At 66.8% G+C, this 19,225-nt stretch carries 23 protein-coding genes; 13 read left to right on the top strand and 10 right to left on the bottom strand.

The window, feature by feature from the left end; all coding sequences use genetic code 11:
* Window positions 1-3: 3 nt before the first annotated feature.
* Window positions 4-540 carry a T3SS (YopN, CesT) and YbjN peptide-binding chaperone 1 gene (locus QM728_RS13820; protein WP_415032579.1) on the bottom strand — a complete coding sequence of 179 codons (537 nt, stop codon included), beginning with the start codon at window positions 538-540 and terminating at the stop codon, window positions 4-6.
* A gap of 188 nt (window positions 541-728) precedes the next feature.
* Here QM728_RS13820 and QM728_RS13825 point away from each other — a divergent pair, with 188 nt between their 5' ends.
* Window positions 729-1,130, top strand: coding sequence for a hypothetical protein (locus tag QM728_RS13825; RefSeq protein ID WP_415032580.1), 402 nt, complete (start codon window positions 729-731; stop codon window positions 1,128-1,130).
* A 135-nt stretch (window positions 1,131-1,265) separates the two neighbouring features.
* Here QM728_RS13825 and QM728_RS13830 read toward each other — a convergent pair whose 3' ends face one another.
* Both QM728_RS13830 and QM728_RS13835 read right to left on the bottom strand, forming a co-directional pair.
* Entirely contained in the window at window positions 1,266-2,360 is a 1,095-nt protein-coding gene (locus tag QM728_RS13830) for an inositol-3-phosphate synthase (RefSeq protein ID WP_415032581.1), read from the bottom strand.
* A complete protein-coding gene (locus tag QM728_RS13835; protein WP_415032582.1) occupies window positions 2,353-2,952 on the bottom strand; it encodes a PadR family transcriptional regulator in 600 nt (199 codons plus the stop codon). The genes QM728_RS13830 and QM728_RS13835 overlap by 8 nt, the downstream gene beginning before the upstream one ends.
* A gap of 170 nt (window positions 2,953-3,122) precedes the next feature.
* Here QM728_RS13835 and QM728_RS13840 point away from each other — a divergent pair, with 170 nt between their 5' ends.
* The 5 genes from QM728_RS13840 (at window position 3,123) to QM728_RS13860 (ending at window position 8,013) form a co-directional block, all read left to right on the top strand.
* Window positions 3,123-3,554 carry a DUF5318 family protein gene (locus QM728_RS13840; protein ID WP_415032583.1) on the top strand — a complete coding sequence of 144 codons (432 nt, stop codon included), beginning with the start codon at window positions 3,123-3,125 and terminating at the stop codon, window positions 3,552-3,554.
* 64 nt (window positions 3,555-3,618) lie between these two features.
* Window positions 3,619-5,877, top strand: a complete 2,259-nt coding sequence (locus QM728_RS13845; protein ID WP_415032584.1) for a transglycosylase domain-containing protein — start codon at window positions 3,619-3,621, stop codon at window positions 5,875-5,877.
* Between the two features lie 13 nt (window positions 5,878-5,890).
* The gene (locus QM728_RS13850) at window positions 5,891-7,399 is read left to right on the top strand and encodes a glycosyltransferase 87 family protein (protein ID WP_415032585.1); all 1,509 of its coding nucleotides are present in this window, start codon (window positions 5,891-5,893) and stop codon (window positions 7,397-7,399) included.
* Window positions 7,400-7,441: 42 nt separating this feature from the next.
* Complete coding sequence (locus tag QM728_RS13855) at window positions 7,442-7,648, top strand: CopG family ribbon-helix-helix protein (RefSeq protein ID WP_415032586.1); 207 nt, start codon at window positions 7,442-7,444, stop codon at window positions 7,646-7,648.
* Complete coding sequence (locus QM728_RS13860) at window positions 7,645-8,013, top strand: type II toxin-antitoxin system death-on-curing family toxin (RefSeq protein WP_415032587.1); 369 nt, start codon at window positions 7,645-7,647, stop codon at window positions 8,011-8,013. The genes QM728_RS13855 and QM728_RS13860 overlap by 4 nt, the downstream gene beginning before the upstream one ends.
* A 40-nt stretch (window positions 8,014-8,053) precedes the next feature.
* Here the strand turns inward: QM728_RS13860 and QM728_RS13865 are convergent, their stop codons facing one another.
* A complete protein-coding gene (locus tag QM728_RS13865) occupies window positions 8,054-8,434 on the bottom strand; it encodes a DUF1304 domain-containing protein (RefSeq protein WP_415032588.1) in 381 nt (126 codons plus the stop codon).
* Window positions 8,435-8,485: 51 nt separating this feature from the next.
* A complete protein-coding gene (locus tag QM728_RS13870; RefSeq protein WP_415032589.1) occupies window positions 8,486-9,946 on the bottom strand; it encodes a hypothetical protein in 1,461 nt (486 codons plus the stop codon).
* Between the two features lie 160 nt (window positions 9,947-10,106).
* Here QM728_RS13870 and rpsF point away from each other — a divergent pair, with 160 nt between their 5' ends.
* The 4 genes from rpsF to rplI all read left to right on the top strand — a co-directional run bounded on the left by rpsF (window position 10,107) and on the right by rplI (window position 11,787).
* The gene (gene rpsF, locus QM728_RS13875) at window positions 10,107-10,391 is read left to right on the top strand and encodes a 30S ribosomal protein S6 (protein ID WP_415032590.1); all 285 of its coding nucleotides are present in this window, start codon (window positions 10,107-10,109) and stop codon (window positions 10,389-10,391) included.
* A 138-nt stretch (window positions 10,392-10,529) separates the two neighbouring features.
* Window positions 10,530-11,045, top strand: a complete 516-nt coding sequence (locus QM728_RS13880; RefSeq protein ID WP_415032591.1) for a single-stranded DNA-binding protein — start codon at window positions 10,530-10,532, stop codon at window positions 11,043-11,045.
* 17 nt (window positions 11,046-11,062) lie between these two features.
* Window positions 11,063-11,317, top strand: coding sequence for a 30S ribosomal protein S18 (gene rpsR, locus QM728_RS13885; RefSeq protein ID WP_415032592.1), 255 nt, complete (start codon window positions 11,063-11,065; stop codon window positions 11,315-11,317).
* 17 nt (window positions 11,318-11,334) lie between these two features.
* A complete protein-coding gene (gene rplI / locus QM728_RS13890) occupies window positions 11,335-11,787 on the top strand; it encodes a 50S ribosomal protein L9 (protein ID WP_415032593.1) in 453 nt (150 codons plus the stop codon).
* Between the two features lie 69 nt (window positions 11,788-11,856).
* Here rplI and QM728_RS13895 read toward each other — a convergent pair whose 3' ends face one another.
* Window positions 11,857-12,414, bottom strand: a complete 558-nt coding sequence (locus QM728_RS13895; protein ID WP_415032594.1) for a hypothetical protein — start codon at window positions 12,412-12,414, stop codon at window positions 11,857-11,859.
* A 569-nt stretch (window positions 12,415-12,983) separates the two neighbouring features.
* Here QM728_RS13895 and dnaB point away from each other — a divergent pair.
* Window positions 12,984-15,197, top strand: a complete 2,214-nt coding sequence (gene dnaB, locus QM728_RS13900; RefSeq protein ID WP_415032595.1) for a replicative DNA helicase — start codon at window positions 12,984-12,986, stop codon at window positions 15,195-15,197.
* A 9-nt stretch (window positions 15,198-15,206) separates the two neighbouring features.
* On the opposite strand, the gene QM728_RS13905 is transcribed toward dnaB, so the two are convergent.
* From QM728_RS13905 to QM728_RS13920, 4 genes are all read right to left on the bottom strand, one after another.
* Window positions 15,207-15,767 carry a Uma2 family endonuclease gene (locus QM728_RS13905; protein WP_415032596.1) on the bottom strand — a complete coding sequence of 187 codons (561 nt, stop codon included), beginning with the start codon at window positions 15,765-15,767 and terminating at the stop codon, window positions 15,207-15,209.
* Between the two features lie 114 nt (window positions 15,768-15,881).
* The gene (locus QM728_RS13910; RefSeq protein ID WP_415032905.1) at window positions 15,882-16,433 is read right to left on the bottom strand and encodes a Uma2 family endonuclease; all 552 of its coding nucleotides are present in this window, start codon (window positions 16,431-16,433) and stop codon (window positions 15,882-15,884) included.
* A 136-nt stretch (window positions 16,434-16,569) separates the two neighbouring features.
* Window positions 16,570-16,929: a hypothetical protein gene (locus QM728_RS13915; RefSeq protein ID WP_415032597.1), complete on the bottom strand. Its 360-nt coding sequence runs from the start codon at window positions 16,927-16,929 to the stop codon at window positions 16,570-16,572.
* 71 nt (window positions 16,930-17,000) lie between these two features.
* On the bottom strand, window positions 17,001-17,840 hold the full coding sequence (locus QM728_RS13920; RefSeq protein WP_415032598.1) for a tyrosine-protein phosphatase: 840 nt from the start codon (window positions 17,838-17,840) through the stop codon (window positions 17,001-17,003).
* Window positions 17,841-17,874: 34 nt separating this feature from the next.
* On the opposite strand from QM728_RS13920, the gene QM728_RS13925 reads away from it, so the two are divergent.
* Both QM728_RS13925 and QM728_RS13930 read left to right on the top strand, forming a co-directional pair.
* The gene (locus QM728_RS13925; RefSeq protein ID WP_415032599.1) at window positions 17,875-18,351 is read left to right on the top strand and encodes a PASTA domain-containing protein; all 477 of its coding nucleotides are present in this window, start codon (window positions 17,875-17,877) and stop codon (window positions 18,349-18,351) included.
* 4 nt (window positions 18,352-18,355) lie between these two features.
* Window positions 18,356-19,144 (top strand): hypothetical protein, encoded by a 789-nt coding sequence (locus QM728_RS13930; protein WP_415032600.1) that lies wholly within the window; start codon window positions 18,356-18,358, stop codon window positions 19,142-19,144.
* Window positions 19,145-19,225: the final 81 nt, after the last annotated feature.

Here is a 19,225-nt window from a genome sequence, read left to right on the forward strand (position 1 = left end):
CGACTACTCGGCGTCGCCGTCCTCAACGTCGTCATCGGCAGCAGCTTCCGCTTCACCCTCGGCGTCCTCGGCCTTCGAATCGTCCGACCCGGTCGGCGCCTCGTCCTCGTCCTCATGGAAGCGAAGTCCGCCGAACTTGGCCTTCAACTCGTCGTCGACGTCATCGGCCACGAATGCCAGGCCGTACACAGCCGACATCAGCTCCTCCGGATCGAGGAAGTCGCCGAGGAGGTTGTGCTTGAGGCTGACCGTCGCCGTGTCCGCCTTCTCGCCCTTGTGCAGCCCGAGCGCCCCGAACACGAACGAGTCCGAGTGGTAGGCGATGTACTCGTTGAGCTCTGCGGTGCACGGCACGTCGAAGAGGACTGGCACCCGCAGGCTCACCAGCGTCTTGTCCTTCCAGGCCTGGACCTCGATGAACAGTCGGCTCGAGCCGTTGCGCACGGTGAAGCCGCCGGCCTTGGTCTCCTGGACCTTGTCCTGCAGATTCTCGGCCAGAATCTCGCGAACCTTGAGCTGCAGCGCCTCGGTGGTGGTCATCGGGAGTCCTCCTGGGTGTCGTTCTCGCTAGCGAACCCTATCGTGACCCACTCGCCAACATCCCTGCAGTGTGCGACATTTCGCCGCCGCCCATCCACAGCGATCTGACAGGTAATCCCCTGGTTATGGTCACGGGGATGCGTCATTCTGTTAGCGATCAGATTTCGACGAACCTGAGGGAGAAGGTCGTGAAGAGGATTACTGCCGCCACAGCCCTGAGCGCGGCAGCCTGTGCTGCACTGTCCACCGCGGTGACCGCGCCCGCCGACGCCACAGTCGTCTCGCGCGTCAGCCTGTCGTCGCCGATGTCGTTCTCGAACTTCACCGTCGGCTGCCCCTACGAGGCACGCGTCCGGGTGAACGACGGCTCGAACACCATCCGCCTCGTCGAGGGCCGCGCCGGCTCGCGCAGCGCTCGCGTCGTCGCACGCACCGTGCCGGCCGCGGACAAGGGCATCTTCATCTGGCGCCCCAAGGAGCCCGGCCGCCGGGTCCTTCGCGCGGTACAGACGACCCGCGGCCGCAGCATCTACAGCGCGCCGATCGTCGTCACCGTGTCGCCGGGAATCCTCGGCTGCTTCTCGGTCTGACGAACCCTGCTGAAAAATCTCCCCTGGTGACCACTCAAGGGAAGATTGCCATCCATTGGTCAGCAGGGGAGAAATCTCAGCACACATGCCAGGAGCCCCCACCCGAACGGGCAGGGGCTCCTGTGCTGAGCGGCTTTACTCGGCGCCGATGATGAACGCCTCGAGCTGGGCGCGGGCGATGTCGTCCGGGATCTGCTCCGGCGGGCTCTTCATCAGGTAGGCCGAGGCCGGCAGGATCGGGCCGCCGAGGCCGCGGTCCTTGGCGATCTTCGCGGCGCGAACCGCGTCGATGATGATGCCGGCCGAGTTGGGCGAGTCCCAGACCTCGAGCTTGTACTCCAGGTTCAGCGGGGCGTCACCGAAGGCACGACCCTCCAGGCGGACGTAGGCCCACTTGCGGTCGTCGAGCCACTGGACGTAGTCCGACGGGCCGATGTGCACGTTCTTGTCGTAGACCTTGCCGGACAGCGGGCCGTCCAGGATCGAGGTCACGGCCTGGGTCTTGGAGACCTTCTTGGACTCAAGGCGCTCGCGCTCGAGCATGTTCTTGAAGTCCATGTTGCCGCCGACGTTCAGCTGGTAGGTGCGGTCGAGCACGACGCCGCGGTCTTCGAACAGCTTGGCCATTACGCGGTGGGTGATGGTCGCGCCGACCTGGCTCTTGATGTCGTCACCGACGATCGGCACGCCGGCGTCGGCGAACTTCTTGGCCCACACGGGGTCGGAGGCGATGAACACCGGCAGGGCGTTCACGAACGCGACGTTCGCGTCGATGGCGCACTGGGCGTAGAACTTGTCGGCCTCTTCCGAACCCACCGGCAGGTAGGAGACGAGCACGTCGACCTTGGCATCCTTGAGCGCCTTGACGACGTCGACGCCCTTGCCGTCGGCCTCGGTGATGGTCTCCTTGTAGTACTTGCCGAGACCGTCGAGGGTGTGGCCGCGCTGGACCTGGACGTTCAGCGGGGGAACGTCGCAGATCTTGATGGTGTTGTTCTCCGAGGCGTTGATCGCCTCGGACAGGTCGAAGCCGACCTTCTTGGCGTCGACGTCGAAAGCGGCGACGAACTCCACGTCGCGGACGTGGTACGGGCCGAACTTGACGTGCATCAGACCGGGGACGGTCGAGTTCTCGTCGGCGTCCTTGTAGTACTGGACTCCCTGGACCAAGGATGAGGCGCAGTTTCCCACGCCCACAATGGCCACACGCACCTGATTGTGCTCACCCATGGTCGGGCTCTCCTTTTCGTTGCGACGACGCGGCTTTGCCGGCCGTCGTTCTCTTACCTGTTGTGTCATCACCGGCCGAAGCCTCGGCGGCGATGAGTTCGTTGAGCCAGCGCACTTCGCGCTCGCTCGATTCCAGACTCAGCTCGTGGAGCTGGCGGCTGTAGCGGTCATCGCTGCGGGCGGTCCCGCCGATGAGTTCCCGGAGCCGCTCGCGGCGCTCCTCGACCTGCCGTCGACGGCCCTCCAGGATGCGCATCCGCGCCACCGCCGGGGTCCGGCTGAAGAAGGCGAGGTGCACACCGAAGCCGTCGTCGGTGTAGTTCTGCGGACCGGTGTCGGCGACGAGCTCGTTGAAACGAGCACGGCCGGCGTCGGTCAGCACGTAGACCCGGCGACCGCGACGCACCTTGGTGCCGTCGCGACTGGTGTCTTCGACGATCAATCCGTCGGCCTGCATCCGGCGCAGCGTCGGGTAGAGCGAGCCGTACGAGAACGCACGGAACGCGCCCAACAGACCGGTAAGCCGCTTGCGCAGCTCGTAGCCGTGCATGGGCGATTCGAGGAGCAGACCCAGGACTGCCAGTTCGAGCATCTGAGCCTCCTTTCCTCGGCGCGCACGGATGCGCGGTTCGCCCTATCACGATTAGCCATTGGTTCGATGCTGCTGTCGAATGTATCGCACCGATATATTCGAGCGCCAGTCGGGTGGGATAGATCACCGACCTCCCCAATCCGGCGGGAGGGCACGAGTACGCTCGGGTCATGGCAGCGCCCCGTCCGGACTCACCGCCGTGGGAGGAAGCCGCGCCGCGTCAGGTCGTGGACTACGCCCTGCGACGACGGTCCCGGTTGGCCGAGGTCAATTCCGGGCGGATCGGCGTCGGCGAGGTCTGCGACGCCAATCCGTATCTGCTGAACGCCGCGGCGTTCCACGGCAGCCCGTCGGACATCACGTGCCCGATCTGCCGCAAGGAACCACTCACCCTGGTGTCGTGGGTGTTCGGCGACCGCCTCGGCCAGGCGTCCGGATCGGCCCGCTCGCTGGCCGAGATCGACCAGCTCGCGAACAAGTATGGGGAGCTGTCGGTGCACGTCGTCGAGGTGTGCCGATCCTGCCATTGGAACCATTTGATCCGGTCATACGTTTCCGGTCAGAATTCTCAGACGCCGCGAACGCGTAAAATAGCGAAGTGATTCTTGCGTCTCCCGCACCTGTCGGGAATGACGGCGTGCGATGCGGCACACGGAAAGGCAACACATGAGCAGCGGTACCGGTGCACCGAAGGGTGGTTCCACCAGCTCAGCGGGCATTAAGGGCTCGGTGACCAGCAAGTCGCTGGCCGCTGCCCGCCGCGTCAAAGAGATGTCCAAGCAGAAGAAGATCGCCTGGGGCGTCGGCCTCGTCGGCGGCTTCGTGCCGGTGATGGCCGTCATCGGCATCCTCGCCTTCCTGCTGACCTACATCTTCGCCAACGTTCCCGCCTCGGGTGATATCAAGCACAACCAGGTCGCCAACATCCTGTACAAGGAGGGCGGCGTGATGACGAAGGTGATCCCGCCCGAGGGCAACCGCACCGACGTCAAGATCGACGAGATCCCCAAGTCGCTGCAGGACGCGGTCATCGCCGCCGAGGACCGTGAGTTCCGCAAGAATTCGGGCTTCTCCATCCGCGGCCTGGGTCGCGCGGTGGTCGGCCGCGTCACCGGCCGCGAGGACGCCGGCGGTGGTTCGACGATCACCCAGCAGTACGTGAAGAACGCCCTCGTCGGCGACGAGCACTCCTACCGCCGCAAGTTCGTCGAGCTGGCGATCGCCACCAAGATGAGCAACGAGTGGTCCAAAGACGACATCATGGCCGCCTACCTGAACACGATCTACTTCGGTCGTGGCTCGTACGGCGTGGCCGCCGCGTCGCAGGCCTACTTCGGCAAGCCGCTGTCGAAGCTGACGACCGCCGAGTCGGCCGTTCTCGCGTCGTCGATCCGCTCGCCGTCGACCTACGACCCCGACAACAACAAGGAAGCCGCCGAGATGCGGTGGAACTGGGTGCTGTCGTCGATGGTCGAGACCGGCTCGCTGTCCGCGACCGACCGTGCGGGGATGAAGTACCCGAAGGTGCTGAAGTACAAGGAAGGCGCCGGCCAGAAGGACGACGGCACGATGGGCCTGATCAAGCGCCGCGTGCTCGACGAGCTGGACGAGCTCAACATCACCGAGCAGCAGGTCCGCACCGAGGGCCTCAAGATCACCACCACGATCAGCAAGAAGGTGCAGAACTCGCTGACCGAGGCGGCCGACGACAAGCTCGAGGACTACCCGAAGTCCACGCGCACGGGCATCGTCTCGATCGACCCGCGCACCGGTGGCGTCGCCGGCTACTACGGCGGCAAGCAGGCGGCCGGCTGGGACTACGCCAACGCCGGCCTGCAGACCGGATCGTCGTTCAAGGTGTTCGCGCTCGTCGCGGCACTGGAGCAGGACATCCCGCTGTCGAAGATCTACAGCTCGGAGCCCTACGAGGGCACCAACGGCCTGGTCGTGAAGAACTCCGAGGGACTGTCCTGCGGATCGTGCAACCTGGCGACGGCGATGAAGATGTCGCTCAACACCGTCTACTACCGCCTGATGATGGACCTCAAGGGCCAGGCCGACGCGGTCGCGAAGGCCGCGCACAAGGCCGGCATCGCCGAGAGCTTCGGCGACATCCCGCACACGCTGCAGGAGAAGAACGGCGGCGTCGAGGGCGGTGTGGTCCTGGGCCAGTACCCCTCGCGCGTCATCGACATGGCGTCGGCCTACGCGACGCTCGCCGCGTCGGGCATCTACCGCAAGCCGCACTTCGTCACCAAGGTCGAGGACAACGACGGCAACGTGCTCTTCGAGCGCAAGAAGGATCCGGGCAAGCGCGTCTTCCCCGCCAAGGTCGCCGACAACGTGACCGCCGCGCTGGAGCCGATCCCCGCCTACTCCAACGGCGCCAACCTGTACGACCCGACTTACGGCTCGCGCCCCGCGGCCGCCAAGACCGGCACCGCGCAGCTGCGCAACACCGGTGACAACAAGGACGCCTGGATGGTCGGGTACACCCCGCAGCTGTCGACGGCCGTCTGGGTCGGCACCGACAAGGGCACCGCGCTGAAGACCCCGTGGGGCGGCCCGGTGTACGGCTCGGGTCTGCCGTCGCAGATCTGGAAGCAGGCGATGGACGGCGCCCTCTCCGGCGACCCCATCGAGCAGTTCCCGACGCCCGAAGCGGTCGGCGGCCAGGCCGGTGTGCCGATCGAGGTCGCTCCGGCACCGCGCTACACCCCCCCGCCGCAGCGCCAGCGCCTGCCCGGCCAGGGTCGCGACGGCAACTTCACCGTCGCACCGGGCATCACCGTGCCCGGCCCGCCGCCGCCGCGTCAGTACAACCCGCCGCGCGGCGGTGGGGGCGGCGGATACAACCCGCCACCGCGTCCGCGCCCGCGTCCGCAGCGACCGCCGCCGCCGCGACTGCCGTTCCCCTGGGGCTGATCGGTAGCCCGACGTGACCGACGCGGTCGATTCGCCCGCGCCGCTCGCACCCGACCTGAATCGGTCGGTGCGGCGGTGGGCGCCGTCGCTCGACGATCCCCTCGTCGCTCCGTCCTCGGAGCGAATCGGCGGGCCCGTCGGCACACACGCCGCCATCGGGCGCGCCCGGTTCTCCGCGCTGCGCGTGCTGTTCGCGCTGGCGCTGGTCGGTTTGGCGATCGGGTTCTCCGGGAAGACCGCGTGCCTGCAGCAGGCGCCGTCGTCGGCCGCCGACGGCCCCCGGGTGTCGGTGGACAAGACCCACCGGCTCAATTGGGACAACCAGCGCGAGATGTACTCGCTCTGCTACACCGACGTCGTCGCGGTCTACGGCCGCCAGCACCTCGGCGACGGGGTGCCGTTCTGGACGTCGTGGCAGGGCAAGACCGCCGCCGGCAAGACCGTGACGCAGCGGTGGGCGACGCCGGTCGGGACCGGAATGTTCGCGTACGGCGCGGCCAAGGTCGTGGCCGGCTGGCAGTGGCTGCACGTGCACTGGGGCGTGCCGTCGGTGATCAGCCCGGTGCTGTTCTTCAACCTGGTGGCCGTCGTGCTGGCGCTGTGCTGGCTGGTGACGATCTGGGTGCTGGTGAAGCTCTCCGACGAACGTCGCTGGTTCGTGTGGGTGGCGGCGCTGTCGCCGGTGATCTTCGTCCACGCCTTCACGTCGTTCGACCTGTTGACGGTCATGCTCGTCATGCTCGGTTTGTTGGCCTGGGACCGTCGACGGTGGTGGGCGTCGGGCGTGCTGTTCGGTCTCGCCCTGACGACGGGGCTGTGGCCGTTGCTCGTGCTGTTGGCGCTCGGGTTGTCGCTGTACCTCGAGCGGCGGGGGCGAGCGAGGCCCGCGAGGGATCTGTATCGCGACCCCCTCAAGGTCGTCGTCGCCGTTCTGGCGACGTGGCTGGTGGTGAACCTGCCCGTCGCGATCGGCGCGAGCACCGGGTGGCTGCAGTACTGGCGGTTCTTCTCCGCGCGGGCGCCCGAGCCGGACAGTCTCTACGGCGCGATTGCGACGCTGGTCAAGCTGTCGTTGAACGTGACGGCGGTGAACGTGATCTCCCTGGTGCTGGTGATCGCGGCGATCGCCGCGGTGATCGTGATCGTCGTGCGCTCGCCGAAGCCCTTCGACGTGTACTCGATTGCGTTCCTCCTGATCGCCGGCACCTTGATCGCGTCGAAGACCTGGAGTCCGCAGAGCACGCTGTGGCTGGTGCCGTTCGCCGTGCTGGCGGTGCGGTCGAGTCGGATCCTGATGGTGTGGATGCTCATCGAGGCCCTGGCGTGGGTGCCGCGCATGGGCGTCTACCTCGCGCCGTCGCACCACTGGCTGCCGCCGCAGTGGTACACCCTCGCCGTGGTCGTGCGGATGGTCGCGCTGCTCGGTGTGTGCCTGCACATCATCTGGGAGCACTACGACGACGAGCCGGACGTCGTCGAGACGCCCACCCCGCACCTGAGCCGGTCGCCGCTGTCGGCCTGAAACACTCTCGACCGTCGACATCGCGACTGATACCATTTCGGTATGGCTATGACGCTGCGGATCCCGCCTGAGCTCGACGCGCGGCTCGACGCGATCGCCGCTGCCGAGCACGTGTCCAAGCACGCGTTGGTCCTGCAAGCCATCGAGGCGCTTGCTCAGCGCAACGGCCGTCGTGACGAGATACTTGCCGCCGTCGACTTCGTCCGGAGCCACGACGCCGAACTGCTGGATCGGCTCGCCGACTCGTGACCGACTACCTCACGCTCGACGACGCCCTTCTCGTCGCGCATGAGTTCGGCTTCATCGTCGGCGACGCCGGCCTTCTCGCCTCGGCGCTGGCACGGCCCGCGACGACGGTCTTCGGGAAGGACGCGTACGCGACCCTGTCGCGAAAGGCCGCGGCACTGCTCGAGAGCGTCGTCCGGAATCACCCGTTCATCGACGGCAACAAGCGAACCGGCTGGACCTTGATGGTCACCTTCTGCTTCCTGAACGGGTATATCCACGACTTCACCACCGACGAGGGTTACGACCTGGTCATCGGTATCGCCGAAGCGCGGGTCTACCTGGACGCGGCCGAGCAAGCCATCGTCGCGCATCTCGTCCCGCGCTGATCTGTCCCGCTCGGCCGCGTCGACGGCCGGCGGGCGAAGATCAGGCGATCGCCAGCACGACGACGGCCAGGAGCGGCAGGGCTCCCTGGCGCACCGCTGCACCGCGGTGCGACGGCGAGGAGATCCCGAGCACGAGTGCGGCCGCGAGCATCGCCGCCGTACCGGCGAACACCAGCGCCAGGCCGACGCCGCGGTGGTCGGACAGCGCGACGACCAGTGTCCCGACCACGACCATGATCGCGAGGAACAGGTTGTAGAAGCCCTGGTTGAAGGCGAGCTCGCGGGTGTCGAGCGCCTGCTGCTCGGTGGTGCCGAACACCGCGCGGGCCCGCTTCGACGTCCAGGCGATCGACTCCAGATAGAAGATGAAGACGTGCAGGAGCGCGGCGAGGATGGCGAGGACGAGTCCGGCGGTCAGCATGGGGCAAGTATGCGCGCGGCGGGCGGGGCCCACCGGCGATCCGCCCAGAAGTCAGGGAGAAGCCGCGGGCGGAAGCTTCAGGCCCATCGACGCCAACGGCGCGCGAGGAGCGGCCTTCACGAACGCGAAGATCAGGTAGATCAACAGCGCCGCATGGACCCAGACGCCCAGGTTGACGCCCCCGATGACCCACCACTTCATCGGCGGGTGCGCCGGGTTGTTGATGATGCCGAAGAGTCGGAAGATCGTGAGGTCCAGGGCGAGGTCGGCGACGAGGTACGCCACGATCACCGGCCAGCGGATCTTCAACAGCGCGAAGAACGGCAGGATCCACAGCGTGTACTGCGGCGAGTGGACCTTGTGGAACACCATGAAGCCGGCGAGCATCGCGCCGCACACGCCGATCCACGGGTAGATGCCCATGGTCACCTTGTCGGGTCGGTACACGCGCCAGCCCAGCCAGACGGCGAGCACGAACGACACCGCGATCAGCAGCGGCGACGCGATCCCGACGAACGTGTTGAGGGAGTCCGATGTCTTGTAGGAGCCCGGCTCGCCGCCGGTGACGATCCGCCAGCCCCAGTACCAAATGGAGTTGGTGTCGACTTCGGCCTTGCGCTTGCCCTGGAACGACAGCGCCGCGCGCCACCCCTCCCAGCCGAGCACCATGAACGGACCCTGCGTCACGACGACCGTCGCGGTCGCCGCGCCGGCGACGGTCCAGAAGCCGCGCCAGTCGAGGTCGGTCGCGACCTCCTTGGGCGAGCGGAACCGCTGCGTGAACCCGCCGCCGCGCGTCAAGACGTACAGCGCGAGCGGCAGCACGAAGAAGCCCGGATACATCTTCAGCGAGAAGCCGATGCCGAACAGGATCGCCGCCCACACCCCCGCCGCGCGCAGGGACAGCCGCGGATTGCCGTCGCGGCCGGGCGACGCGCCCCATGCGACGACGGCGATGCCGCCGACGGCGGTCGCGACGACGGGCAGCTCCCAGTTGTGGAAGGCATAGAGGACCAGCGGCGGGGTCGCGGCCCACAGCAGCGCCCACCAGCGGACCAGGTACACCAGCAGCAGCGTGACGATGATGCCGAACGGCGCGAGGATCAGCGCCGAGTGGATGAAGAACTCGCGGTCGGTGTGGGCGCCGATCGCGCCTAGCCACATCAGCACGCCGGAGAGCACCGGGTATTCGACGGAGCCGCCGACGAGGCCGCCGCCGGAGGTGATCGAACCGTGGATGTAGGGGAAGACGTGGTTGTTGATGTCCCTGCCCAACCACAGGTTCATCATGTCGTTGTAGCAGGGGATGACCGCGTCGCCGTCGCCGATCGGCCAGCGCTTGGAGCGGCCCTCCGCCTTGTACGGCGGGCCGCCGCACTGGAGCTTGGCGGCGAAGCTCCACGCCATCGCCAGACACGTGAAGAGGACCGAGACGACGGCCGCGGTGACCGCGTCGCCGCGGCGCGTGCGATCCAGGGGGCCCAGCGCGGCGGTCTTGCTGTCGTCGGACATGGGGTACAGGCTATGCGGTCGTCGACGAGAGCGGCGAGGGGAGTCCGCGATTTCGCAGGTCAACCGGTCCTCATGTATCTTTGAGCGGTTGCCGACGCAGGCGACCCTCCTGCCACGGAACGTCCGTGGCCGATTAGCCCATAGGAGGTGATGTGGTCTTATGCGTCACTACGAACTGATGGTCATCCTCGATCCGAACCTGGACGAGCGCACCGTCGCCCCCTCCCTGGATACCTTCCTCAACGTCGTCCGTAAGGATGGCGGCACTGTGGACGGTGTCGACATCTGGGGCAAGCGCCGTCTTGCCTACGAGATCGAGAAGAATGCCGAAGGCATCTACGCGGTCATCGACCTGAACGCGAAGCCGGACACGGTCAACGAGCTCGACCGTCAGCTGAAGCTGAACGAGTCGGTGCTGCGCACCAAGGTCCTGCGCAAGCAGTAAGCCCGACGGCGCGATTCGCCCATACGCGTCGCGCCTGTCAGTGCCGGTCCATAGGCTAGGGACAAACAACCTGGTTGGAACGGCACGTCGAGCATCTGCCCACCATCCGACACACCACGATCCTCGAGGGGAAAGCACATGGCTGGAGAAACGGTTATCACCGTCATCGGGAACCTGACGGCCGACCCGGAACTGCGGTTCACGCCGTCCGGTGCCGCGGTCGCCAACTTCACGGTGGCTTCGACGCCGCGCACCTTCGACCGTCAGACCAATGAATGGAAAGACGGCGAGGCGCTGTTCCTGCGATGCAACATCTGGCGCGAGGCCGCCGAGAACGTGACGGAGTCCCTGACCAAGGGCACCCGCGTCATCGTTTCCGGTCGCCTCAAGCAGCGCTCCTTCGAGACTCGCGAGGGTGAGAAGCGGACGGTGTACGAGCTCGACGTCGACGAGATCGGCCCGTCGCTGCGGTACGCAACCGCCAAGGTCACCCGCGCTTCGCGCGGTGGTGGCGGCGGTGGCGGCTTCGGTGCCCCCCAGGGCGGCGGAGGCCGTCCCGCGGCATCGAGCCAGCCGGCAGCGAACGAGGACCCGTGGGGCAGCGCGCCTGCCGCGGGTTCGGCGGGCGGTGCCTCGGAAGAACCACCTTTCTGATTCATCTGGAGTAATACATGGCAAAGCAAAAGGGTCGGAAGCCCCGCATCGAGAAGGTCGTCAAGGCCAAGGCGTGCAGCTTCTGCAAGGACAAGTCGCAGGACATCGACTACAAGGACACCGCGCTGCTGCGTCGGTTCCTGTCGGACCGCGGCAAGATTCGTTCGCGTCGCGTGACTGGTAACTGCGTGCAGCACCAGCGCGATGTCGCGATCGCCGTCAAGAACTCGCGCGAGGTGGCGCTTCTGCCGTTCACCTCGACGGGTCGATAAGCGGAAGGGATCTGACTATGAAGCTCATCCTGACTGCTGCTGTCGAGAACCTCGGTGTCGCCGGCGACATCGTCGAGGTCAAGAACGGCTACGGCCGCAACTACCTGCTCCCCAACGGTCTCGCGATCGTCGCCACCCGTGGCGCCGAGAAGCAGGTCGAGGGCATCAAGCGCGCCCAGGCCGACCGCGAGGTGCGCGACGTCGAGCACGCCAACGAGCTGAAGCAGGCCCTCGAGGGCCTGTCGAGCGTCTCGCTGGGCGTGAAGACGCACGACTCGGGCAAGCTGTTCGGCTCGGTCACCACGGGCGACGTCGTCGGTGCCATCAAGAGCGCCGGCGGTCCCGCCGTCGACAAGCGCAACGTGGAGCTGCCGAACGGCCACATCAAGGCCACCGGCACCTACCCGGTCGTCGTGAAGCTGCACCCGAACGTCGCGGCCAACTTCGATCTGGCTGTCGTCGCGGAGTAGTTCGCACGCAAACGAAAAGCCGCCGTCCGGGGAACCGGGCGGCGGCTTTCGTTTGTCAGGCCGACGGCCTCAGCGCAAGCTCGGCGGGAGCTTGGACTTGGGCGGGTTGTAGTTGTGGGTGCCGCCGGGGCCGATGAACTTGTGCCAGCGGGGGCTGATCACGAAGGCGCGGCCGCGCGTGGTGCAGGAGACGACGTGGGCGCGCGGACGGGCGCACGTGACGTCGTAGATATTGATGCTGCGGCCGACGGGCAGCACCTTGGCGCGATAGTGGGCGCGGGGCTCCATGCGGATGCTCGGCTCGAAGATGCCCTTCGGGGTGACCCACCACGGGCCCTGGTGGTTGTTCAGCAGGACGCCCTGGGTGCCGGCCGGGGCGGTCCCGACGAAGCCCTTGCAGGCGACGCGGCCGGGGTACTGGCCGATCTGGCAGTAGTAGCCGCCGGCGCGGAACCAGGCGCCGCCGTTGTTGTCGTAGTTGTACGACACGTAGCTGTTGGCGTTGACGCCCGGGTAGCGGGCGAAGTCGAGTTCGGGCGCGGTGGCCGAGGCGAGCGCCGGCGCGATCGAGAGCGCGGCGGCCCCGGCCACGGTGGCCGTCAGCGCGCGCTGCAGTGCGGTGTTCATCTGAGTTCTCCCCTTGCTCTTGCTGCATGCCATTTCATCACGAGACGGCTCGGCGGCGGGCGTCCTGGGGATAATTCGCAGGTACCGCCCAGGGACGGTTGCCAGGTTACCGGGCGTTGTGACCCCGTTCACTTTGCGGTCTCCCGTTCAGGGTTCAGGGTTTGCTTGAGGGTTGCTCCGGCGCGTTTTCCGCGACACGCCGACAAATCCTAAACTCCCCGAGTGTGGATAAGGCTTACCCCCGCTGACCTGGCGAAACGTCGAAAATAGTGAACTTACTCATTAGTTTTCCCCGACGCTGTCCACAACCGTTCTCGCACAACGCGGGGCTGTCCACAGCTTGTCCACACCCCTTTCCACAACGCCGTTTGAGCCAAGTTGCGGCGGGAAATAATCTTCCCTCGTTGGATCGCCGCATCCCCCAAGACGACGCGGCGGTGGGACGGCACCGGGTCACCGCCCGGGAACCTCCCCCGCCGTTGTCAGGGGTCCGGCGTATCAAAGACGTAGGCGGGCCGCCGCGGCCCAGCGACTGGGGCTTGCCAGGAGTTCCGAGAGGGGGTGGGTAGATGTCTGTGACCGAAGACCATGGTCACGATCCGGTCCCCGAGGATCTGCCGAGCGAAGAGTTCGGCCGCCAGCCCCCGCAGGATCAGGCAGCAGAGCAGTCGGTTCTCGGCGGCATGATGCTTTCCAAGGACGCCATTGCCGACGTCCTGGAGAAGATCCGGCCGGGCGACTTCTACCTCCCGTCGCACCAAGCCATCTACGACGCCATCCTCGAGCTGTACGGCAAGGGCGAGCCGGCCGACGCCGTCACCGTCGCCGCCGAGCTCGAGCGCCGCGGCGACCTCAAGCGCGTCGGCGGGGCGCCGTATCTGCACACGCTGATCCAGACGGTGCCGACGGCGGCCAACGCCGGGTACTACGCGGAGATCGTCGGCGAGAAAGCGATTCTGCGACGGCTCGTCGAGGCCGGTACGCGCATCGTGCAGTTCGGGTACGCCGGCGGCGAGGGCGCGCAGGACGTGGCCGAGGTCGTCGACCGGGCGCAGGCCGAGGTGTACGACGTCACCGAGCGCAACACCTCCGAGGACTACGTGCCCTTGGAGCAGTTGCTCCAGCCGACGATGGACGAACTGGACTCGATCGCGTCGCGGGGCGGCATCTCGCTGGGCGTGCCCACCGGCTTTGCCGACCTGGACAAGCTGACCAACGGCCTGCACCCCGGACAGATGATCATCGTCGCGGCGCGCCCCGGTGTCGGCAAGGCGCTCGCGCTCGACACCCCGCTGCCGACGCCGCGCGGTTGGACGACGATGGGCAATGTCGCCGTCGGCGATGAGCTCCTCGACGCCGACGGTCGTCCGACGCGAGTCGTCGCCAGCACCGAGGTGATGACCGAGCGGCCGTGCTACGCGGTGCGGTTCAACGACGGCGCGGTCCTCGTCGCCGACGCCGAGCACCAGTGGCAGGCCGAGATCGGCGAGCACACGGTCATCGCGACCACCGAACAGCTGCGCCCGCACGCCGGCGTCGCCGCGGTGCGCAACGGCGCGCCGCTGGAGCTGCCGAAGCGTCGGTTCGCGTACGGGCCGTACACGGTGGGCGCGCTGGCCGGCATGGCCTTCGACGACCCCGAGATCTCGATGCGCATCGACGCCGAGGGCGAAGTCGACGTGATGACGCTGATGGCCGACCTGGGCGGGCAGGTGCCCCTGGAGTACCTGCGCGGGTCGATCGCGCAGCGTCGCGCGCTGTTGGCCGGCATCCTCGACGCGCGCGCCATCGTCGAGGACGACGGCCGGATCACCGTCGCCGCCGCGACGCGGCACATGACTTTCGTGGTCGCCGATCTGGTGGCCGGTTTGGGGTACTCGTACCGACGGCTGGCGTCGGGATGGCTCAGCGTCGACGCCGACGACGACGTGTTCACCGTCCACCACAAGGCGGTCAAGCACAAAGAGGTGCGGCGCCCGTCGCGGACGCGGCAGATCGTCGCGATCACGCCGGTGCCGAGCGTGCCGGTGCGCTGCGTGCAGGTCGACAACCCGGCGCAGCTGTACCTGGCCGGCGAGGCGATGGTTCCGACGCACAACTCGACGCTGGCGATGGACTTCCTGCGGTCGTGCTCGATCCAGCACGGGCTGACCAGTGCCATGTTCTCGCTGGAGATGAGCAAGTCCGAGATCGTCATGCGACTGCTCTCGGCCGAGTCGAAGGTGAAGCTGGCCGACATGCGGTCGGGGTCGATGAGCGACGACGACTGGACGCGCATGGCGCGGCGGATGGGCGAGATCGCCGAGGCCCCGCTGTTCATCGACGATTCGCCGAACCTGACGATGATGGAGATCCGCGCCAAGGCGCGACGGCTCAAGCAGCGCCACGGCCTGAAGATGATCGTCGTCGACTACATGCAGCTGATGACGTCGGGCAAGAAGGTCGAGTCGCGCCAGCAAGAGGTGTCGGAGTTCTCGCGGTCGCTGAAGCTGTTGGCCAAGGAGCTCGAGGTTCCGGTCATCGCGATCTCGCAGTTGAACCGCGGTCCCGAGCAGCGGACGGACAAGCGACCGCAGGTCGCCGATCTGCGTGAGTCGGGCTCGCTGGAGCAGGACGCCGACATGGTCATCCTGTTGCACCGGCCCGACGCCATCGAGCGCGACGATCCGCGCGCCGGCGAGGCCGACATCATCGTGGGCAAGCACCGCAACGGCCCCACCGCCACCATCACCGTCGCCCACCAGCTCCACCTCAGCCGGTTCGTGGATATGGCGCGGGGCTAGAGCATCTAGCTATTCCAACAGCGCCGAAGCCACGAGCGTGATGTCGAAGGGCTCCGTGAGCGTCAACTCCTCGTCGCCCGTCGCCGTACCGGCGACGTGATACTCCCCGTCGCGCAGCGTCCACGCCGTGATCGACGGCTCGTCGGGGTCGACGACCCAGTAGTGAGCGCACTCCGCCCGCTGCAGCCGTTCCTTCTTCAGCATGAGGTCGACGTTTCGCGTCGACGGCGAGAGCACCTCGATCGCCAGCACCGGCGCACCCGGCAGCTCCCGCTCAGTGAACGCGTCGCGTCGAGCCACCAACAGGTCTGGCTGAACCACCGTGTCCTCCGCCAGGACGACGTCGACGGGCGCGAACAGAACCTTCAGCCCCTTCGGGCAAGCGGCACGCAGAAGCAGGAACAGATTCCCGACTACGTCTTGATGCGCGATCCGCGGCGCCGGAGTCACGACGAGCACCCCGTCGAGCAACTCGTAGCGGTGCCCGTCATCGGGCATCGAGTCGAGGTCGTCGCGGGTCAGCGCTCGCCCTCGCGGCAGCCCCAACACCTCGGTCGTCATGGTTGTCATCGTATGCCTCCTCAATCCCCATAGCCACGGAATCTAGGCCGCTCAACCAATCGGAAAGCGGTGGCGGAGTCCACCTCCACACCCAAGTGTGGACGCGCCAAACTTGTGCAGAACTCAGCCCAGAAGCACAGCCGGCGCGACTGAGAACTCGAACGGCTGCGTGACATCCAATTCCTCATCGGCCTTCGCGGTACCGGCGACGTGATACTCCCCGTCGCGCAGCGTCCACGCCGTGATCGACGGCTCGTCGGGGTCGACGACCCAGTAGTGAGCGCACTCCGCCCGCCGCAGACGGTCCTTCTTCAAGAACAGGTCCACACCTCGCGTCGACGGTGACAGCACCTCGACCGCCAACTCCGGGGGTCCCTGCAACGCGCGCTCGTTGAACGCGGATCTCCTGACGACGAGTACATCGGGTTGCAGGACCGTGTCCTCGGCGAGGACGACGTCGAACGGCGCGTGCAGAATCTCCAGATCATCGGGACACGCCGCAAACAGCCGGGTCACCAGGTTGACGCTCACACGCTGGTGAACCCAGCGCGGCGACGGGCTCACGACGAGCACCCCGTCGAGCAACTCGTACCGGTGCCCGTCATCGGGCATCGAGTCGAGGTCGTCGCGGGTCAGCGCTCGCCCGCGCGGCAAGCCCAGCACCTCGGTCATCATGGTTGCCACTGTAAGCCTCCTGGTCCCCCATAACCATGGAACGTAGGCGGCGCCGACCAGCCCCGAGCCGACCTCAGGACTCGGAGGAAGTCCGCTTGTGGAAGCCGCAGACCTGTGGAAACTGCTGCTCAGACCGTCAGTGCGAAGTGGGACGAAGCTCAGAGTGGCCGACGACGACGGGACCCACGAAGACCGGGCCGCTGAAGCCGCCGCCCGGACGTCGATTCAGGACCCGGCGTTGGCCGTAGGCGTCGTAGAAGCCGCCGGTGCGCGTCGACACGATGCGGGAGCGTTGCGCCCCCAACGGCCCGAAGTCGTAGAGCGTGTGGCCGTTCACGGCGACGTACGTCCGAAAGGTCATCCCGAACACGCTGGTGACGGCGCGGTAGCGGCCCTCGGAGACTCGCGCGTCTGCGTCGGGCGCGAGCGAAGTGGTGCCGACAACCGTGGCTGCGCTGAGCGCACCTGCGGCGACGATGCGGGTGAATGGGCGCATATCGACTCCTTGGGTCAGGGTTCGCCAGGTGTCCTGATGCTACGCGCTCAGTGCCTGGCGTCGGCGTCAGTTCAGCCGGCGAGGAACTTGTCCCGCAGGGCGCCCTGCTGGTCGACACTCAGGCCAAGACCGCTCGTGAAGTACCCGGCGACGTCGCCGAAGTTCTTCTCCAGCTCGTCGAAGGCAGCGTCGAGGTAGGCCTTCTCGACGCCCAAGAACGGCACGACCTCGTCGGGGGTTCCGCCGGCCGCCACCCACTTGTCGGTGACGCCCTTGAGCGCGGGCAGCAGCCGGTCGTTGGTGAGCAGGTAGTCCTTGTAGACGTCGTCGCGGTCGACGCCCATGAGCGACAAGAACGACGCGGCCGCCCAGCCGGTGCGGTCCTTGCCGGTGGTGCAGTGGAACAGGGCGGGCTGCTGGTCCTGGTGGAGTAGGCCCTCGTAGAAGCGGCGGTAGGCCTTCTTGCCGCTGCCCGACGACACCATCGACCGATAGCTCTCGGACATCTTGCCGACGACGTCGATGCTCTTCATCTGGTCGCGCAGCTCGTGCAATTTCTCGGGGTCGGCAAGCGCGGCGTTCATCTCCGCCGGCATCGCCGACGCGGTCGCGTCGCCGCTGGAGCCCATCAGGTCGGCGAGCACGTCGAGGTGCAGGTCGTCGACGCCGGTCATCTTCGGGTCCGGCGTCTGCGTGATCTCGTTGGTGGTGCGCAGGTCGTAGACCATCTTGAGCGGCACCTCGGCGAGCACGGTCGACGGGTCTTTGACCGCGCGGAAATCGGTGGAGCGGAACACCCGGCCGTACTGGACGGGCCGGCCGCCGTCGCCTGTCCAGCCGCCGAGGTCGCGGAGGTTTGGCAGCGTGGGCAGCGGGCTGGGGGCACCGGGTTCGGTGGGAGTCCAAGTCATAACACCGAGGGTAGCGTCGGGCTACGATCCACCAATGCGGATCAACACCACGACCAAGGCCTGCGCGGCCATCGCTGCTGTCGGCATCGGCCTGCTGACCCTGACCGGGTGCGGCGGCGCGAAGAACGACGCGCCGGCGACGGTGACCGTCGTCAGCACCGAGACGGTGGAGCAGGCTGCTCCGACGGAGACTCCTAAGCCGACCGCAACGCCGCGTCCGACGCCGGCGGAGTCGAGCGTTCCGAAGCCGGGTCAGGCGCAGGAGGGCTTCTTCGTCATGCCGAACGTGGTCGGCATGGGACTGCAGGCCGCGCAGGACGAGATGCAGCGGATCACCGGCAACCCGGGCTACTTCACCTCTTCGACGGATGCGACGGGCGCCGGCCGGCAGCAGGTCATGGACCGGAACTGGAAGGTGTGCACGCAATCCGTGCCGCCCGGCACCCAGGTCCGCGTCATGGGCCCCACCATCAGTTTTGGGGCCGTGAAGCTGAGTGAGCAGTGCCCTTAGGATCGTGGCACCTGCGGAGAACTCGACTGAACGCTTCATGCGATTTGCGATCGAATGCGTTCACGAAGTCGAACTTGAGCTGTGGGACACCAATGGACGACAGAACGCGGTCGACTACGTATTCACCTCCCCCAACGGCAACGGCGCAGTCGAGGTCACCTCAATACGGAACAGCGATGCGGCCGCATGGTATTCGGTCCTCGGAGAATCTCACCGGATCGCAGTGCCATCGCCCCGGGGTTGGTCCCTGGAGGTCGGGCTCCATACCCGGCGCAGCGATCTACTCGAATATCTTCCAGGCGTGATTCGCCTTTGCGATCAGGTCGGGGTGGACCGCCTCGGTGCGCTGACGCCATCCGAGTGGACCGATGACGTCCAGTGGGTGGCCTCCAACACGAAGCACCTTCGCACCGCCGAGTGGGTTGGTCAAGGACAGGTTTTTATCCGCTTGCCTGGGGTCAGTGGAATGGTCACCGTTAACCAAGATGTTCTGGACGATCAGGTCGCAGCACTGCTCAACGACCCCCGGCTCGAAGGGAAGTTGGCGAAGCTCCGACTCCACCCAGACGTGTCGGAACGACACATTGCTGTCGGAGTCGACTTGTACGGCACTGAGTTTGGACTCGTAGATGCGTTACTGCGTGGACGTGACCTACTTCCGACTTACACCCCGCCTGCCGACTTCTGCGCGACGCACATATGGCTAAACGGCGGTGGTTGGGTTGTTCTTGCCTGGAATCGCGACGAGAGCTGGCGGTGGTGCGAGCTTCCCCGCGATGCCCAACCTTCCTGAAGCTCGGCGGTGACGCTCGCACGCGAACCCAGTTGGAATCCGCACGCTCTGGACGGCCTCTACCCATCCACAAGTGGGCAC

It is taken from the genome of Gordonia sp. (in: high G+C Gram-positive bacteria), from assembly GCF_047602025.1.
Lineage (GTDB): Bacteria > Actinomycetota > Actinomycetes > Mycobacteriales > Mycobacteriaceae > Gordonia.

Coding starts and splice junctions, on each gene's coding strand:
- QM728_RS13870 (WP_415032589.1), bottom strand. CDS start 9,946: ATGTCCGACGACAGCAAGACCGCCGCGCTGGGCCCCCTGGATCGCACG.
- dnaB (WP_415032595.1), top strand. CDS start 12,984: ATGTCTGTGACCGAAGACCATGGTCACGATCCGGTCCCCGAGGATCTG.
- QM728_RS13915 (WP_415032597.1), bottom strand. CDS start 16,929: ATGCGCCCATTCACCCGCATCGTCGCCGCAGGTGCGCTCAGCGCAGCC.
- QM728_RS13905 (WP_415032596.1), bottom strand. CDS start 15,767: ATGACAACCATGACGACCGAGGTGTTGGGGCTGCCGCGAGGGCGAGCG.
- QM728_RS13840 (WP_415032583.1), top strand. CDS start 3,123: ATGGCAGCGCCCCGTCCGGACTCACCGCCGTGGGAGGAAGCCGCGCCG.
- QM728_RS13910 (WP_415032905.1), bottom strand. CDS start 16,433: ATGATGACCGAGGTGCTGGGCTTGCCGCGCGGGCGAGCGCTGACCCGC.
- QM728_RS13865 (WP_415032588.1), bottom strand. CDS start 8,434: ATGCTGACCGCCGGACTCGTCCTCGCCATCCTCGCCGCGCTCCTGCAC.
- QM728_RS13855 (WP_415032586.1), top strand. CDS start 7,442: ATGGCTATGACGCTGCGGATCCCGCCTGAGCTCGACGCGCGGCTCGAC.
- QM728_RS13880 (WP_415032591.1), top strand. CDS start 10,530: ATGGCTGGAGAAACGGTTATCACCGTCATCGGGAACCTGACGGCCGAC.
- QM728_RS13845 (WP_415032584.1), top strand. CDS start 3,619: ATGAGCAGCGGTACCGGTGCACCGAAGGGTGGTTCCACCAGCTCAGCG.
- rpsR (WP_415032592.1), top strand. CDS start 11,063: ATGGCAAAGCAAAAGGGTCGGAAGCCCCGCATCGAGAAGGTCGTCAAG.
- QM728_RS13895 (WP_415032594.1), bottom strand. CDS start 12,414: ATGAACACCGCACTGCAGCGCGCGCTGACGGCCACCGTGGCCGGGGCC.
- QM728_RS13820 (WP_415032579.1), bottom strand. CDS start 540: ATGACCACCACCGAGGCGCTGCAGCTCAAGGTTCGCGAGATTCTGGCC.
- QM728_RS13835 (WP_415032582.1), bottom strand. CDS start 2,952: ATGCTCGAACTGGCAGTCCTGGGTCTGCTCCTCGAATCGCCCATGCAC.
- QM728_RS13925 (WP_415032599.1), top strand. CDS start 17,875: ATGCGGATCAACACCACGACCAAGGCCTGCGCGGCCATCGCTGCTGTC.
- QM728_RS13920 (WP_415032598.1), bottom strand. CDS start 17,840: ATGACTTGGACTCCCACCGAACCCGGTGCCCCCAGCCCGCTGCCCACG.
- rplI (WP_415032593.1), top strand. CDS start 11,335: ATGAAGCTCATCCTGACTGCTGCTGTCGAGAACCTCGGTGTCGCCGGC.
- rpsF (WP_415032590.1), top strand. CDS start 10,107: ATGCGTCACTACGAACTGATGGTCATCCTCGATCCGAACCTGGACGAG.
- QM728_RS13830 (WP_415032581.1), bottom strand. CDS start 2,360: ATGGGTGAGCACAATCAGGTGCGTGTGGCCATTGTGGGCGTGGGAAAC.